Source organism: Serratia bockelmannii (assembly GCF_008011855.1).
In the GTDB taxonomy this organism is placed as follows: Bacteria; Pseudomonadota; Gammaproteobacteria; order Enterobacterales; family Enterobacteriaceae; genus Serratia; species Serratia bockelmannii.
The window spans coordinates 467,272-482,916 of sequence record NZ_VOUX01000033.1; the positions used below are offsets into that span (position 1 = coordinate 467,272).

The 15,645-nt window shown below is 57.2% G+C and carries 17 protein-coding genes; 10 read left to right on the forward strand and 7 right to left on the reverse strand.

Annotated features, from left to right (window positions below; all coding sequences use genetic code 11):
- Positions 1–27 precede the first annotated feature (27 nt).
- The 3 genes from trpB to FOT55_RS18715 all read left to right on the forward strand — a co-directional run bounded on the left by trpB (position 28) and on the right by FOT55_RS18715 (position 2,556).
- Complete coding sequence (gene trpB, locus FOT55_RS18705; protein WP_025303051.1) at positions 28–1,218, forward strand: tryptophan synthase subunit beta; 1,191 nt, start codon at positions 28–30, stop codon at positions 1,216–1,218.
- Positions 1,218–2,024 (forward strand): tryptophan synthase subunit alpha, encoded by an 807-nt coding sequence (gene trpA / locus FOT55_RS18710; RefSeq protein ID WP_147823873.1) that lies wholly within the window; start codon positions 1,218–1,220, stop codon positions 2,022–2,024. The genes trpB and trpA overlap by 1 nt, the downstream gene beginning before the upstream one ends.
- 217 nt (positions 2,025–2,241) lie before the next feature.
- Positions 2,242–2,556 carry a BON domain-containing protein gene (locus FOT55_RS18715; protein ID WP_025303053.1) on the forward strand — a complete coding sequence of 105 codons (315 nt, stop codon included), beginning with the start codon at positions 2,242–2,244 and terminating at the stop codon, positions 2,554–2,556.
- Positions 2,557–2,600: 44 nt separating this feature from the next.
- Here the strand turns inward: FOT55_RS18715 and ompW are convergent, their stop codons facing one another.
- Positions 2,601–3,233, reverse strand: a complete 633-nt coding sequence (gene ompW / locus FOT55_RS18720) for an outer membrane protein OmpW (protein ID WP_016927514.1) — start codon at positions 3,231–3,233, stop codon at positions 2,601–2,603.
- Between the two features lie 285 nt (positions 3,234–3,518).
- Here ompW and FOT55_RS18725 point away from each other — a divergent pair, with 285 nt between their 5' ends.
- Together FOT55_RS18725 and FOT55_RS18730 are read left to right on the forward strand one after the other, a co-directional pair.
- Positions 3,519–3,959, forward strand: a complete 441-nt coding sequence (locus FOT55_RS18725; RefSeq protein WP_025303054.1) for a YkgJ family cysteine cluster protein — start codon at positions 3,519–3,521, stop codon at positions 3,957–3,959.
- A gap of 34 nt (positions 3,960–3,993) precedes the next feature.
- Complete coding sequence (locus FOT55_RS18730; protein ID WP_016927513.1) at positions 3,994–4,746, forward strand: YciC family protein; 753 nt, start codon at positions 3,994–3,996, stop codon at positions 4,744–4,746.
- Positions 4,747–4,799: 53 nt separating this feature from the next.
- Here the strand turns inward: FOT55_RS18730 and FOT55_RS18735 are convergent, their stop codons facing one another.
- Complete coding sequence (locus FOT55_RS18735) at positions 4,800–6,503, reverse strand: SulP family inorganic anion transporter (protein WP_025303055.1); 1,704 nt, start codon at positions 6,501–6,503, stop codon at positions 4,800–4,802.
- Between the two features lie 222 nt (positions 6,504–6,725).
- On the opposite strand from FOT55_RS18735, the gene FOT55_RS18740 reads away from it, so the two are divergent.
- The gene (locus FOT55_RS18740) at positions 6,726–7,265 is read left to right on the forward strand and encodes a septation protein A (protein ID WP_016927511.1); all 540 of its coding nucleotides are present in this window, start codon (positions 6,726–6,728) and stop codon (positions 7,263–7,265) included.
- A gap of 116 nt (positions 7,266–7,381) precedes the next feature.
- Entirely contained in the window at positions 7,382–7,810 is a 429-nt protein-coding gene (gene yciA, locus FOT55_RS18745; RefSeq protein WP_004932085.1) for an acyl-CoA thioester hydrolase YciA, read from the forward strand.
- A 68-nt stretch (positions 7,811–7,878) separates the two neighbouring features.
- Here the strand turns inward: yciA and bioB are convergent, their stop codons facing one another.
- The 3 genes from bioB to FOT55_RS18760 all read right to left on the reverse strand — a co-directional run bounded on the left by bioB (position 7,879) and on the right by FOT55_RS18760 (position 11,117).
- Entirely contained in the window at positions 7,879–8,901 is a 1,023-nt protein-coding gene (gene bioB / locus FOT55_RS18750) for a biotin synthase BioB (RefSeq protein WP_043142490.1), read from the reverse strand.
- 582 nt (positions 8,902–9,483) lie between these two features.
- A complete protein-coding gene (tonB, locus tag FOT55_RS18755) occupies positions 9,484–10,227 on the reverse strand; it encodes a TonB system transport protein TonB (protein WP_147823874.1) in 744 nt (247 codons plus the stop codon).
- A gap of 236 nt (positions 10,228–10,463) precedes the next feature.
- A complete protein-coding gene (locus FOT55_RS18760; RefSeq protein ID WP_025303057.1) occupies positions 10,464–11,117 on the reverse strand; it encodes an epoxyqueuosine reductase QueH in 654 nt (217 codons plus the stop codon).
- A 175-nt stretch (positions 11,118–11,292) separates the two neighbouring features.
- On the opposite strand from FOT55_RS18760, the gene FOT55_RS18765 reads away from it, so the two are divergent.
- Together FOT55_RS18765 and FOT55_RS18770 are read left to right on the forward strand one after the other, a co-directional pair.
- On the forward strand, positions 11,293–11,589 hold the full coding sequence (locus FOT55_RS18765) for a YciI family protein (protein ID WP_060433188.1): 297 nt from the start codon (positions 11,293–11,295) through the stop codon (positions 11,587–11,589).
- Between the two features lie 166 nt (positions 11,590–11,755).
- Positions 11,756–12,706 (forward strand): amidohydrolase family protein, encoded by a 951-nt coding sequence (locus FOT55_RS18770; RefSeq protein WP_147823875.1) that lies wholly within the window; start codon positions 11,756–11,758, stop codon positions 12,704–12,706.
- Between the two features lie 49 nt (positions 12,707–12,755).
- On the opposite strand, the gene FOT55_RS18775 is transcribed toward FOT55_RS18770, so the two are convergent.
- Both FOT55_RS18775 and FOT55_RS18780 read right to left on the reverse strand, forming a co-directional pair.
- The gene (locus FOT55_RS18775; RefSeq protein ID WP_141968469.1) at positions 12,756–13,757 is read right to left on the reverse strand and encodes a LacI family DNA-binding transcriptional regulator; all 1,002 of its coding nucleotides are present in this window, start codon (positions 13,755–13,757) and stop codon (positions 12,756–12,758) included.
- Between the two features lie 70 nt (positions 13,758–13,827).
- A complete protein-coding gene (locus tag FOT55_RS18780) occupies positions 13,828–14,382 on the reverse strand; it encodes a D-lyxose/D-mannose family sugar isomerase (protein ID WP_025303061.1) in 555 nt (184 codons plus the stop codon).
- A gap of 228 nt (positions 14,383–14,610) precedes the next feature.
- Between FOT55_RS18780 and FOT55_RS18785 the strand changes: the two genes are divergently transcribed.
- A complete protein-coding gene (locus FOT55_RS18785) occupies positions 14,611–15,645 on the forward strand; it encodes an NAD(P)-dependent alcohol dehydrogenase (RefSeq protein ID WP_004932112.1) in 1,035 nt (344 codons plus the stop codon).

A 15,645-nucleotide genomic window follows, 5' to 3' on the forward strand; every position in this document is an offset into this window, starting at 1 on the left:
TAATAACGGATAATAACGGGAACTCTCATGACGCTGCTTAACCCCTACTTCGGCGAATTTGGTGGCCAGTATGTGCCGCAAATTCTGATGCCGGCCCTGAAACAACTGGAAGAAGCCTTTGTCAGCGCTCAGCGCGATCCGGCGTTTCAGGCGGAATTCATCGATCTGTTGAAGAACTACGCAGGCCGCCCGACGGCGCTGACGCTGTGCAAAAACCTCACCGCCGGCAGCAACACCAAGCTTTATCTGAAGCGTGAAGACCTGCTGCACGGCGGCGCACACAAGACCAACCAGGTGCTGGGCCAGGCGTTGCTGGCCAAGCGCATGGGCAAAACCGAGATCATCGCGGAAACCGGCGCAGGCCAACACGGCGTCGCGTCGGCGCTGGCCTGCGCACTGCTCGGCCTGAAATGCCGCATCTATATGGGCGCCAAAGACGTCGAGCGCCAGTCGCCGAACGTGTTCCGCATGCGGCTGATGGGCGCGGAAGTGATCCCGGTGCACAGCGGCTCCGCCACCCTGAAAGACGCCTGCAACGAAGCGTTGCGCGACTGGTCCGGCAGCTATGAAACCGCGCACTATATGCTCGGCACCGCCGCCGGCCCGCACCCGTACCCGACTATCGTGCGTGAATTCCAGCGCATGATCGGCGAAGAAACCAAAGCGCAGGTGCTGGAGCGCGAAGGCCGCCTGCCGGATGCGGTCATCGCCTGCGTCGGCGGCGGCTCCAACGCCATCGGCATGTTCGCCGATTTTATCGATGACGCCGACGTTGGGCTGATCGGCGTGGAACCCGCCGGTCTGGGTATCGAAACCGGTCAGCACGGCGCGCCGCTCAAGCACGGCCACGTCGGCATCTACTTCGGCATGAAGGCGCCGATGATGCAGACCGACGAAGGCCAGATTGAAGAGTCCTATTCGATTTCCGCCGGGCTGGACTTCCCGTCCGTCGGGCCGCAGCACGCCTACCTGAACAGCACCGGCCGCGCCGAATACGTGTCGATCACCGACGACGAAGCGCTGGAAGCGTTCAAGGCGCTGTCGCGCCATGAAGGCATTATCCCGGCGCTGGAATCCTCACACGCCCTGGCGCACGCGCTGAGAATGATCCGTGAAACGCCGCAGAAAGAGCAAATCTTGGTGGTCAACCTGTCCGGCCGCGGCGACAAAGACATATTTACCGTTCACGACATTTTGAAAGCTCGGGGAGAAATCTGATGGAACGTTATCAGCAACTGTTCACGCGTCTGGAAAGCAGCAAGGAAGGCGCCTTCGTCCCGTTCGTGACGCTGGGCGATCCTAACCCGGCGCTGTCGCTGCAGATTATCGACACCCTGATCGAAGCCGGTGCGGACGCGCTGGAGCTGGGCATTCCCTTCTCCGACCCGCTGGCGGATGGCCCAACCATCCAGAGCGCGACGCTGCGCGCCTTCGCCGCCGGCGTCACGCCAACCCAATGCTTCGAGATGCTGGCGGCCATCCGCCAGAAGCACCCGACTATTCCCATCGGCCTGCTGATGTACGCCAATCTGGTGTTCCATAAAGGCATCGATGCGTTTTACCAACGCTGCGCCGAAGTGGGCGTGGATTCGGTGCTGGTCGCCGACGTGCCGTTTGAAGAGTCTGCGCCGTTCCGCGCCGCCGCCGCGCGCCACGGTATCGCACCGATCTTCATCTGCCCGCCGAACGCCGATGACGATCTGCTGCGTGAAATCGCGTCGCACGGCCGCGGCTACACCTACCTGCTGTCGCGCGCCGGCGTCACCGGCACCGAAAGCCGAGCGCAGCTGCCGTTGCATCACCTGGTGAACAAGCTGCGCGCGTATCACGCCGCGCCGCCGCTGCAGGGCTTCGGCATCTCCGAACCCGAGCAGGTGAAGGCGGCGCTGCAGGCCGGGGCCGCCGGCGCGATCTCCGGCTCGGCAATCGTCAAAATCATCGAACAGCACCATGCCAACCCGGCGGAGATGCTGACTAAGCTGGCGGCCTTTGTCAGCAATATGAAGCGCGCCACCCGGGCGTGATCCTCTTTAGCGAGCGCCCTGCCGGCGCTCGCTTTAACAGCTTGTTTCCCTTCAAAGTTTGTTCCATTTATTTACAGCAAAAATTTGAACAAAACCCAGTCTTGTCTCACAATGAACTTTGTTCGCTATGCATTTCTTCGTTTGATTTGGGGAATGCGCTCGCTGCGGCGAAAAACCGTAGCGAATTTCAACCATAACATTGCATGGAGAGTAATTTATGAAGCTGTTTAAAACCCTTTCGGCCTTGTGCATGGCAGCCGTTGTGGCGGTCGCGGTGAGCGCTTGCGCGCCGACGGCAAAATCAGAGGGAACAGGCGGTTATATCGATGACACTGTGGTCACCACCAAAGTGAAATCGGCGTTGCTGGCGGATAAAAACATCAAGTCACGCGAGATTAGCGTGGAAACCTTTAAAGGGCGCGTACAGCTGAGCGGCTTCGTGACGTCCAGCGATGACGCCAACCGTGCGGTGCAGGTCACACGCGGTGTAGCCGGCGTGAAATCTGTTGAAAACGTGATGCAGATTAAATAATACCGACACAGGGAGGCGCAACGCCTCCCTGCTTGAAGCCTTCATCAGAAGCGGTAACCCGCCCCGAACATGAACACCCACGGATCCAGACGCGTATCGAAGCTATGGTGCCCACCATTCGCATCGTTGAAGCGAGTTTTGGTTTCGATGTTCATCCACCACACCGACATGTTCAGCATCCAGTGCTCATCCAGGTTGTAATCCAGGCCGGCCTGCGCCGCCACGCCCCAGGAATCTTTCAGATCGAGGTCGCTCAACCCGGCGCTTTTGCCGTAGTCGTTGAACTTCTCGTCGAAGAAGGTGGTGTAGTTAACGCCAACGCCCAGGTAAGGACGCAGTTTGTCCTGCTTGTCGCCGAAGTAGTATTGCGCCATCAGCGTAGGCGGCAGTTGGTGAACGGTCGCCAGATCGGTACCGCCCAGCGTCACCTTGTGGCGGAATGGCGTTGCGGCCAACAACTCAACGCCGATGTTGTCCGTCACCATGTAACCGAAGGTCAGACCGAGCTGGGTGTTGTTTTTCGCATCCAGCGAGCCCAACCCCAGTACGTTGTCTGAACCCGCATTTGGACGCACGGTCGCGGTTCCCGCGCGGAACAGGAAATCACCGGCCTGATGCGCACTTGCCAACATAGGCGCCATCATCGTCGCCAATACCATCAGAGTTGTCTTTTTCATTATCCATTCCATTTGTGTGGTTAATCGCTCGAGGGGAATATACCTACTTTCGGGTATTTGTGATCCCATCGAGATCACATCTTATGTGTAAAAATTTAAAATCCCACTAAAAACAAGGTTACCTAACCGTCTAATAAATCAAGGATTGATCTGCATCAAAAAAACGATTTTGTTGCAAATTATCTACATGTTCAAATTTCAGTTGCGGAGAAAAATGCGGCTGAGGTAATTTCATTTTCCGTGTTGGTTTTGGTTGGTGCCGTGAGGAGTCGGCGGGCAATCAAGATGAGCGAAATCCTTAATCCCTGTGTCAGTTGCGGCGCATGCTGCGGTTATTTTCGAGTGTCATTCTATTGGGCCGAAGCCGAAGACGGCGGCGGCACCGTCCCCCTTTCCCTGACGGAGCCTTTGAGCCCGTTCCTGCGCTGCATGCAGGGGACCAACAGCAAGTCCCCCCGCTGCACCGCGCTGGACGGCGAGATCGGCAAAGCCGTGTCCTGCTCGATCTACCTCAATCGACCCAGCCCGTGCAGAGAGTTCGATCAGTCCGGTGAAAACGGCCTGCGTAACGAAGCCTGCGATCGCGCCCGGGAACGCTACGGCCTGCCCCCCTTGCCGGTGCCCTTGCCGCTATCGCTGCCTGAGACGACGATCGTTGAAGAAATAGGCGTAGTGCAATTCGCGGGGTGCCACAGCGGCGTGGAACAGGGTACAATCACCCACTGATTTATCTCTGTTTTCCCGACGCCAAGGAGTCTGCATGCCTATCACGGCCAACGCTTTGTACCGTGACAGTTTTAACTTTTTACGCAATCAACTGGCCAGCATCCTGATGCTGGCGCTGTTGACGGCGTTTATCTCCGTGCTGCTGAATCAGGCCTTCAGCCCCGATGCCGAACAGTTGGCGACGCTCGCTGCCACCACCAGCGATTTCGCTTCCTCTACCGGCATGGGCATTCAGGAAGTGATCCAGCAGATGACGCCGGAACAGCAGATGGTGTTGCTGAAAGTGTCGGCGGCCGCCACCTTCTCCGCGCTGGTCGGCAACGTGCTGCTGGTCGGCGGGATGCTGACGCTGATCCGTCTGGTGTCGCAAGGGCAACGCACCAGCGCCCTGCGCGCGCTCGGCGCTTCGGCGCCCGATCTGCCACGCCTGTTGTTGCTGCTGTTTATCTGCACCCTGCTGATCCAACTTGGCCTGACGCTGTTTGTGGTGCCGGGCGTGCTGATGGCTATCGCCTTCGCACTGGCGCCGGTGATCGCCTCCGTCGACAAAAAAGGCGTCTTCGCTTCGCTCAAGCTGAGCAGCAAATTAGCCTTCGCCAATGCGCGCGTGCTGGTGCCGGCGATGATGCTGTGGCTGGCGGCCAAGCTGCTGGTGCTGTTTTTGGTGAGCCATCTGTCGGTACTGACGCCGAACGTCGCCAGCGTGGTACTGACCGCGTTGAGCAACCTGGTGTCTGCTCTGCTGCTGATCTACCTGTTCCGTCTGTACATGCTGCTGCGCGGCTAACGCCGGCGCAAGCAAAAACCAAGGGGCACGCTTCGGCGCGCCCCTTTTTTTGTTTACCCCACCACGGCGGCTTCCGCCTGCTCCTTACTCTGAATCAGTTTCAGGGCCAGATACAGGTCCGGCACCAAAATCAGCTCTTTGTCGCGCCCTAAGCGGTTGATGCGGAACCAACGCGTCAGCTCGGTGCGGCGCCCCGCCAGCACCAGCCTTACGTTACGCTGTAACAGGTCGCGTTTCAGTTCGTCGATGGCCGCCAGCACGCTGATATCGGCGTGGGTGAAACTGGCCACCGCATCCACCACCACCCAACGTGGCTGGAACGGCGTGCCGTCGACCAAATTGAGAATACGGCGTTTGAAATACGCCACGTTGAAATAGGTCAGCGGCGAATTGAAGCGATACATCATGACGCCAGGCACCGCCTTCACCCCATTGTTATTGCCCATGGAATGGATCATGCCTTCGTCGTTGACGCCCAGCAGCTGTTCCGTCGGCCGGAAGACGGTGCGCAGAAACTGCATCAGCCCCAGCAACACCGCCAGCCCAATGCCGCTGATCACTCCCACCAGCAGCACGCTGAGGAAGGTAAACAGCGCCAGGCGGAACGCCTGCGCGTTGCGACGGCGCAAGATCCAGATGCCGCGGATGTCCAGCAGCGACCAGGCCGCATACATCAGCACCACGCCCAACCCGGCCACCGGAATAAACTGCAGCGGCGCCATCAGGAACAGCAAGACAAAGGCAATGACCGCGGCGGCGATGATCGACACCAGTTGGCTCTTGCCGCCGTTGGCATCATTCACCGCGGTGCGCGAATCCGCGCCGCTGATGGCGAAACCTTGCGACAGCGCAGAGACGATATTCACCAGCCCCAGCGCGCGAAACTCGGCGTCGGCGTTCACCTCATAACCGTTTTTGGCGGCGAAGCTGCGGGCGGTGAGCATCATGCTGACAAAACTCACCACCGCCAGGTTAAGCGCCGGGATCACCATGTCGCGCAGCAAACCGGGCTGGAAGTCCGGCCACTGGACGATCGGCAGCACGCCGCTGAAACCGCCCACCGTCACCACGCCATGCTGCTGCAGGCCGCCCGCCCAGGTCACGAACGCCGCCAGCACGATAGCGAACAGCGGCGCCGGCCAGTTAGGCCGCCATTTTTTAAATCCGAGCAGCGTCACCAGCGTCAGCAACGACACCGCCATCGTCAGCCAGTCGCTGTGCAGCAGGTTACCGGGCAGCGCGTAGATGCGCTCGATCAGCTGTGCCGGGCGCATCGTAAACCCCAACACCTTGCCGATCTGATCGACAATAATGGTGATCGCCACCCCGTTCAGCAGCCCACTGAGGATCGGCCGCGACAGCAAATCCGCCAGCGCCCCCAGCTTGAACCGGCTGGCCAGCAGGCACCAGCCGCCCATCATGGCGGTCATCATAATGGTCAGTTGCCAATGGCGTTCCATATTGCCCGCTGCCAGCGGCGTCACCACTGCGGCGATCACCGCGCAGGTGGCAGCGTCGGGCCCGACGATCAGCTGGCGCGACGAGCCGAACAGCGCGTAGGCCATCATCGGCAAGATACAGGAGTAGAGCCCCACCACCGGGCTGACCCCGGCCAGTTCGGCGTAGGCGATGGCCACCGGGAGGGCGACGGCGGCGACGGAAAGGCCGGCGCGAATATCCGGCTTGAGCCAACTGCGTTGATAGCCCAATAAATGCGTCAAACCAGGCGTCAGGGCCTGGAGAGATTTCCACTGCATGCTTGTTTTCCGCGGTAAATTATCTGGTTATTATGACACTTACTATGCGGCCTGCGGCCCGCGCTGGCAATGTACCGGCACTTTCTTGCGTAAGTTTATGCAAATTCCTGCTTTCGCGGCAGAAATCCGCCGGCCAAACGCCGATAATCGGCAACGCCCGGCGGTACACAGAGCTCGCCGAATCCGGTATAGTCGGCCGATGAACAGATGATGGATTGATTTATGAAGCAGTTTCTTGATTTCCTCCCGTTAATTGTCTTTTTCGCGTTTTACAAGCTGTACGACATTTACGTTGCTTCCGGCGCGTTAATTGTCGCCACCGCGCTGGCGCTGGTGTTCACCTGGGTGAAATACCGCAAGGTCGAGAAGATGACGTTGATCACCTTCCTGATGGTGCTGGTATTCGGCACCCTGACGCTGGTGTTCCATAACGATTTGTTCATCAAATGGAAGGTCACGGTGATTTACGCGCTGTTCGCGCTGGCGCTGCTGATCAGCCAATGGGTGCTCAAAAAACCGCTGGTTCAGCGCATGCTGGGCAAAGAGCTGACGCTGCCGGACAAAGTGTGGAGCAACCTCAATCTGGCCTGGGCGATCTTCTTCCTGGCCTGCGGCCTGGCGAACATCTATGTCGCCTTCTGGCTGCCGCAAAGCGTCTGGGTCAATTTCAAAGTCTTTGGCCTGACGGTACTGACGCTGGTCTTCACCCTCCTCAGCGGTATCTATATTTACCGGCACATGCCGGAAGAACAGAAAAAATAGTTACAAATACCGGCACGTACCGGCAGAAGAAACAAAATAGTTACAAAATTGTTAATGCCTGCGGCATTTGCCGCGGGCAGTATGATGTTATCCCTTCCTTTTAAAAGCAGACTGCTATGACACAACAACGACCTTTACCCAGCGGCGAGCTGGTGCTGCGCACGCTGGCGATGCCGGCCGATACCAATGCCAACGGCGATATTTTCGGCGGCTGGCTGATGTCGCAAATGGACATCGGCGGCGCCATCCAGGCAAAAGAGATCGCCGAGGGGCGCGTGGTGACGGTGCGCGTAGACGGCATGACCTTCCTGAAACCGGTGGCGGTAGGCGACGTGGTTTGCTGCTATGCGCACTGTATCCGCACCGGACGCAGCTCGATCACCATCAATATCGAAGTGTGGGTAAAGAAAGTTTCTTCCGCCCCGATCGGCCAGCGTTACCGGGCGACCGAAGCGGTGTTCACCTATGTGGCGGTCGATGCGGAAGGCAACTCGCGCGCGCTGCCTGAGGGCAAAATGAATTTCCGCGTCGGTTTCGAAGAATAAGATGATTGAAGCCAACAGCATACTGCTGTTGGCTTGCCGCTTTATCCGTGGGCATATTTAATGCCGCATCAAATAACCTGATAATACTTCTCATCATCCATAGTCATTACGTCTTTCAGCAATGAAGCGCCCTCTTCCTCGTCTGTCAGTGATTGGTGCACTTTTTGTGTTTTCAGACCCAACTTCCGTATCAATTTCATATCCTGATCCTCATCGGGATTCGTTGCCGTTAACAATTTGCATCCATAGAAAATTGAATTGGCCCCCGCCATAAAACACATGGCCTGCATTTGCTCATTCATTTTCTCGCGCCCTGCCGCGATGCGCACGTAGGAGGTAGGCATCATGATTCTGGCAACGGCAATGACGCGGATATAGTCAAAGGCATCCACCGGCTCACTGTCTTCCAGGGGGGTGCCCGCCACCTTGACCAGCATGTTAATGGGCACACTTTCCGGCGCTTTAGACAGGTTGGCCAATTGCAAAAGCAGACCTATCCGGTCTAGGTTACTTTCACCTAGTCCCAATATTCCACCGGAGCAGACCTTGATGCCGGCCGCCCTGACTTTATCGATCGTCGTTAATCTATCCTGATAAGTGCGGGTTGTGATGATGCTGCCATAATATTCGGGAGAGGTATCCAGATTGTGGCTATAGTAGTCTAAGCCAACGTTAGCCAATCGCTCGACCTGAGAATCAGTCAGTTTTCCCAGCGTCATGCAGGTTTCCAACCCCAACGCCTTAACCCCTCTGACCATCTCCTCCAAATAAGGCATATCGCGTTCGTGCGGATTACTCCAGGCCGCTCCCATGCAAAATCTCGAGGAGCCAGCCTCTTTCGCTGTACGGGCTGACTGTAAGACTTTTTCTACCTGCAACAACTTTTCTGCCCGCAATCCTGTTTTATACCTTGCGCTTTGCGAACAATATTTGCAGTCCTCTGGGCACCCTCCTGTTTTAACAGACAGTAAAGTGCTCATTTGTATTTCCAGCGGATCAAAATGTTGACGATGCACCTTTTGTGCATCATAGAGCAAATCCAACAAAGGCTTATTAAACAGCACTTTCACTTTATCAATCGTCCAGCTCATATTTTCATCCTGATGTTATTCGCAGTGACAGCCCCATCAGACAGCCCCCGTTCTGTCACACAGATTAACGGAGACTTCACTGATCTGAGTGGCTGTTTGAGACCGCACCTTCCCTCGCTCACCGACGAACAATGCAGTGGTCGTCGGCTTAGCGGGCGTAGTGACAAATCTCGCTCCGCATTCAAGCAAATCACCCCTCTATTGTAAACCTGAATTAAATATTACACGTTTACCATTGATTATTTTTTACACATACTTGGCGCATAATCACGACAGGAATAAATTTAAAACCTGCGTATCCATGTCAAAAAAACTCATAACCTGATGAAAATGAATGTTTTTCAACAGGCATGTAAAAGTATTGCTATGAGAACGGTGAAGTTTGCCGGCAGATTGCGAATATTTATGAGGATAAATTTGGCATTGCGGTAGGAAAAAAGAGGACGTCCACGTAAAACAATCAACGTGAATTATCAGGTCTGGATAGCTTCCTCGCCCAGGCATCGGGCGAGGAAGTCAAGGACGGTAGTCAGATGAAGCGACAAACGATCAACACGCTTGATATCTGTCGCCAGATCTACCTCAGTTCAATTCGGTCGAGCCATCCAGCTTGAAGCGAATGTTGACGATGAGGTCTTTCGCTTCTTTGGCTTCATAGCGCCATTTGCGTAGCGCCTGCTTCACTTCGCGCTCGAACATATTGCGCGGTTCGGCCGACAAGATACGCACGTTACTCAAGCGACCATCGCTGTCGACATCAAACTGGACCCTAACACTGCCTTCAATCTGTAAGGCCAGCGCGCGCGGCGGATACATCGGTTTGGACTGCACCAACGCCTTCGGCACGACCTCGCGCGAATTGCCCTGCACCGGCGCGGCAGGCGCCTGTTTCACCGGCGCTTTGTCGATCGGCTTGGCCGGCGAATCGTTGTTGAACGGTGACGGTTCGCGCGGCTCGACTTTTTTCGGCTCCGGTTTGACCTGTTTTTCGACCTTTGGCTTCGGCTTAGGTTTTGGTTTCGGCTTGACCGGCTCCGGCTTCACGATCGCCTTCGGCGGCGGCTCCACAATAGGTTCCGGTTCTGGCTCCGGCTCAGGTTCGACCTGCGGCGGCTCCGGCTCGGCCGGCGCCGGCGGAGGCGGTTCGGCCATCGTGGCGGTATTGACCATCATGACGCTGATCGGCGCGTCCTCTGGCTTCGGCAGCTCCACCACTTCGTTTACCGAAGCGTAAAGCAATCCCGCCACCAGGGCGCTGTGCAGGCCTACGGACAAGACGAAAGGCACGGATATACGGCGATTAAGGAACATCTTTTTTAGCGGCATAATGATTCTGTTTCCTCTGGTTCGCCAAGTTTAAATGCAAATAGCAATCATATTCAATAACGAAAGGCAAACTATCGCTTTAATCGTCAGTATGCGCGGCTAAAACCAGCAAACTCATAAGGATATTAACCTTGCCGTTGCTTTTTTACCGCCGGGGCGACACGCTTCATTAACGTTTGGCCAGGCGTCAAAAAGTAAAAAACCCGCCGGAGCGGGTTAATTGCGGTGAGTCAGCGCTATTCTTCATCACCATAGTAAAGCACGCCCAGTTTGATCAGCGGTCGCCCTTGCGCCTTACGGTGCAGGTTGGTGTCGCGCAGCGAATAGACGCAGCCGCAGTATTCCTGCTGATAGAAGCGTTCGCGCTTGCTGATCTCTATCATGCGCGACGAACCGCCCTTCTTGCGCCAGTTGTAATCCCAGTACACCAGATCGGGATACTTTTCCGCCGCCCGGATGCCGCAGTCGGTGATCTGCTGCATATTCTTCCAGCGCGAGATACCCAGCGAACTGGAGATAGTGTCATAACCATGCTCATGCGCATACAGCGCCGTGCGCTCGAAACGCATGTCGAAACACATGGTGCAGCGGATACCGCGCTCCGGCTCATTCTCCATCCCCTTGGCGCGGGCGAACCAGTTGTCGGTGTCGTAATCGGCATCAATGATCGGCACCCCGTGCTGCTCAGCGAAACGGATGTTCTCTTCCTTGCGCAGCAGATACTCTTTTTGCGGGTGAATGTTGGGGTTATAGAAGAAAATGGCGTACTCGATCCCGGACGCCTGGATCGCTTCCATCACTTCGCCGGAACAGGGCGCGCAGCAAGAGTGCAGCAGCAATTTACTTTTGCCCGCCGGCAAATCGAGTTTTTCCCTTACCAGTTCCGTCATGTCCTCACCTCAATGGCATATCAGTTTAAGCGCGCCGCACTATACGAATAAAAAGTAGCGGCTTCAAGGCATAAGCGCCAATCCGTCGGGAAATTCGCCGCGCACCGTTCCCCTGCCGCGCCTTTTGCGCTACCTTGGTAGCACCGTTTTATAGCCATGATTTTAAAGGTGAAACATGCTTTATCTGATCTACGCGCAAGACGTCCCCAACTCGCTGGAAAACCGTCTGGCGGTGCGCCCGGCACACCTGGCGCGCCTGCAGGCGCTGCGCGACGCCGGCCGCCTGGTGGTCGCCGGCCCTAACCCGGCCATCGACAGCAACGATCCCGGCGCCGCCGGCTTTACCGGTTCAACGGTGATCGCCGAATTCGCCTCGCTGGCGCAAGCTCAGGCCTGGGCGCAGCAGGATCCCTATATCGCCGCCGGCGTCTATGCCGACGTGACGGTGAAGCCGTTCAAACAGGTGTTCTGACCTGCTGCGCGCTGCCTGATCGGGAACGGAGCACCGTTCCCGGATCAATGCGTGCTCTCACCCTAACCCGTCGGTAGAAAAAATGCTCTCTCGCCAGGGGACATAACGCCGCCTGCCTATACTCTCCTGAACCCGCGGCATCGCCGCGAACTCTGGAGATCGACCGATGCGACTCGACGTACACGCTCACCTGTGGAGCACGGAGTATCTGGATCTTTTGCAAGCGCATGGCGTACACGACGTTGCCGCCTATCGGCACCTGGGCGCCGGCCGCACCGAACGCGAACTCGACGCGCGTTTCGCCCTGCTGGACAACGCCGGCATCGACATGCAAATCCTGTCTGCGACGCCGCTGTCGCCGCATCTGGAAGACGAACAGGCCGCCGTAGAGGCCGCGCGCCGGATCAATGATGAATATGCGGAGCTGGTAGCGCGTTATCCCACTCGCTTCCGGGCTATCGCTTCTTTGCCGCTGCCGCATATCGACGCTGCGTTACGCGAGCTTGAAAGGGCCTTTACCCAGCTCGATATGCTGGGCGCCTGCATTACCACCTCAGTGCTCGGGCTGTCTATCGCCAATCCGCTGTTCGAGCCGCTCTATCAGGAACTCAATCGCCGCCGCAGCGTGCTGGCCATTCATCCCGCCGGCCGCGGCGCGCACTCGCCGCTCATCGCCGATTACGCCTTGACCTGGTCGATCGGCGCGCCGATCGAAGACACGGTCGCCGCCATGCACTTTATCCTCAACGGCATCCCCCAACGCTTTCCTGAGATGAAAATCATTGTGCCGCACCTGGGCGGCCTGCTGCCGATGACGCTGGAACGTCTCGATCAAACCGTCGCGTGGGAGGCGCCGAACACGCCGGAACCGCCAAGCCGCGCCGCCCTGCGCATGTGGTACGACACGGTAGGCCACGATCAGGTGCCCGCACTGCAAGCGGCAGCAGCGACGTTCGGCGCAGAGCAGCTGTTGTTCGGCACCGATTTCCCGTTTCAGCCGGGCGAACTGTTTCAAACCACGGTGGACTACATCCGGCGCGCGGGATTGCCGGAGGAAGACGTGAACGCCATTTTGGATCGCAATGCGGCTGCGCTGTTTGGGCTGGGTGCAAACTAACGCCCGGAACGAGTGAGCCAAAGCCTCCCCATAAAGGTTGCACCTGCCGTTATATAACGAGTTTTCCCCGTACCACCACTTTGCCCGGTTTGATCTCGGGGTCGGCAATACGACGGATCGCCAGATTCAAGGCTTGCCAGGCGATCTCTTGCAAATCATGCGACACGCAAGGGAAATGGAAACCGTAGATCTCGGCATGCGAAACCTCATCGATGCTGAACAGCGACACGTCCTGCATCAACGGCAGCCGATGTTCGATACAGGCCTTGATGATACCCAGGGAGATCTGGTTATTGCAGCCGACGAAAAAGTCCGGCGCGCGGTGATTGGCCAGCCAGCGGCTCGTCTCTTGCCAGGCGACGTCCATAAAGAAATCGGCATACAGCACTTCAAACGACGCCACTTTCCCTTGCAACGCCGCCTGCAGCCCTGTGACCCTGTCCCGTGCAACGTTGGAGTTCTCCGGTCCGGACACCACCACCACCCGCTGCGCTTTCTGTTCCAAAAGCCAGCGCCCCGCCTGGAGACCGCAGTCCAGGTTATCGATATACACGCCGCTGCAGTGGCGATTGTCCAGTTCCCGGTCGATCAGCACCACCGGGATATTCAATGTTTCCAACCGTTTTAGATAGGAAGGCTGGTACAGATGATCGTTGGAAATGACCGAGAGAATGATCGCATCGACGTTGTAGCCAATCAGTTTGTCGATGATTCTGTCTTCGCTTTCCTGAGACTCATAGGAGTCGAACACCAGGGTGTCGTACCCCATTTTTTGCGCTTCAAGCGTCATCAGGCGTGTCAGGCCGCCAAAGAACGGGTTGGCCATATCCGGGTTGACGATGCCAATGGTTCTGCTGCTTTTCGCCCGCAGGTTGCGCGCCGCGGCATTGACCACATAGCCGAGTTCGGCAGCCGTCTCCCGAATGCGGCGCAGCGTTTCCGGATGAACCTTGTCCGGCTGTGAAAATGCCCGCGACGCGGTGATTTTACTGACGTTTGCCTGTGCGGCCACGCTAGCCAGCGTCGCTTTCCGTCCTCGACCCACTGCCAAATGCAGCTCCTTAGCTTAAAGTATCATTTTGTACCATTGGCAACATCATGACAGAACTTCCATCGTGGCGCTAATGGTTTACGCCTGCCAGGCGGTTAATCCGGGGATCGGTAAAGATATCCAGCTCGTCACGGCTCTCGGAAGAAAACTCGGACACCACCGCACCCCGCTTCCCCGCCTGAAACCAGTGCCGGGTATTGGGGGCGATGGTGTATTGTTCGCCAGGCCGCAAGAGAATATAGCGATTGCAGGTGTACCAAGGTTCTGCGCCCTCTGGCACCCGACATACCGGTTCGCCGCCGGCATCATTAAGCGTCAGGTTTTCATCATCGACAAACAAAAACACCTCTCCCCAACGGCAACGGAACGTCTCTTGCTTGCCGGGTGTGCCGGCAAAGGGAGGATGTAAATGTTCCGGGCAAGTCTGACCAGGAAACAGCACCAGCTCTTTCGCGCAATACCGAGGTGAGTTGACATAGGTCAGCAGCTGCAGCCCTGAGACGGGATAGTCAGCCAAGCCAAACGTCGCAATTTCAATACGTTGCTGTTCTTCCTCAGTCAAAACAATGTCCGCCTCACGCAAGTATTCCAGCGTAGCGGCTATGGCACGTTGTTGTTTGTTCATCATTTCCCCTGCAAAGTAACGGTATCGATATCAGCATGCTGATATTAAAACCGTCATTGCATCGCCGATTTTGTGATCTTCATCCCTATATTGAATAACAACCCACCAGCAAAATTAACTCCCGTCGAGTAATTCCAACATCGATCACAGTTTAACCCCCCGCTTTAGCCCACTATCGCCGCATTGAAATGATATCGTTACCATAAAAATGATTCACCAGGAGGCAATATGAAAGCATTAGTGTTGGCCAAAGCGGGGGAAATCGCTATCGAGGACGTCCAGCTTGCCGAAACGCTGGGGCCCGATGATGTGCAGATAAAAATTCATTCCGTGGGCATCTGCGGCAGCGATGTGCACTATTACCAACATGGCCGCATTGGCCCGTTCGTGGTTAACGCCCCGATGGTGCTCGGCCATGAAGCCTCCGGCGTGGTGCTCGCGACCGGTAAAAACGTCACTCACCTCAGCATCGGCGATCGCGTTTGCATGGAGCCCGGCATTCCCGATCTCAACTCGGCGCAGACGCGCGCCGGTATTTACAACCTGGACCCGGCCGTTCGCTTCTGGGCGACGCCACCGGTGCACGGCTGCCTGCGCGAAACCGTCATCCACCCCGCCGCCTTCACGTTCAAATTGCCGGACAACGTCAGTTTCGCTGAGGGCGCCATGGTGGAACCCTTAGCCATCGGCATGCAAGCGGCCACCAAAGCCGGGATCAAACCCGGCGATATCGCACTGGTGATCGGCGCCGGGCCGATCGGCGTGGTCACCGCCCTCGCGGCGCTGGCGGGCGGCTGTTCGGACGTCATTATCTGCGACCTGTTTGACGAAAAACTCGCCGTGGCGGCCAGTTATGAGGGGCTGCACGCCGTCAATATCAAAACCGGCGACCTGGCGGGGAAAGTGGCCGCGCTCACCAGCGGCAATGGCGCCGATGTCGTGTTTGAATGCAGCGGCGCCAAACCGGCTATCGCTACGCTGGCCGAGCATGCGGCGCCCGGGGCGACCGCCGTGCTGGTCGGCATGCCGATCGATGCCGCGCCGATGGATATCGTCGCCGCGCAGGCCAAGGAAATCACCTTCAAGACCATTTTCCGCTACGCCAACATGTACCCGCGCACGCTGCGGCTGTTGAGCAGCGGCAAATTGCGCGTCCAGCCGTTGATAAGCCAAACCTACAAGTTTTCCGACAGCGTAGCCGCTTTCGAGCGCGCGGCGGCAGGACATGCCTCGGACATCAAAATCATGCTGGAAATGGAGTGA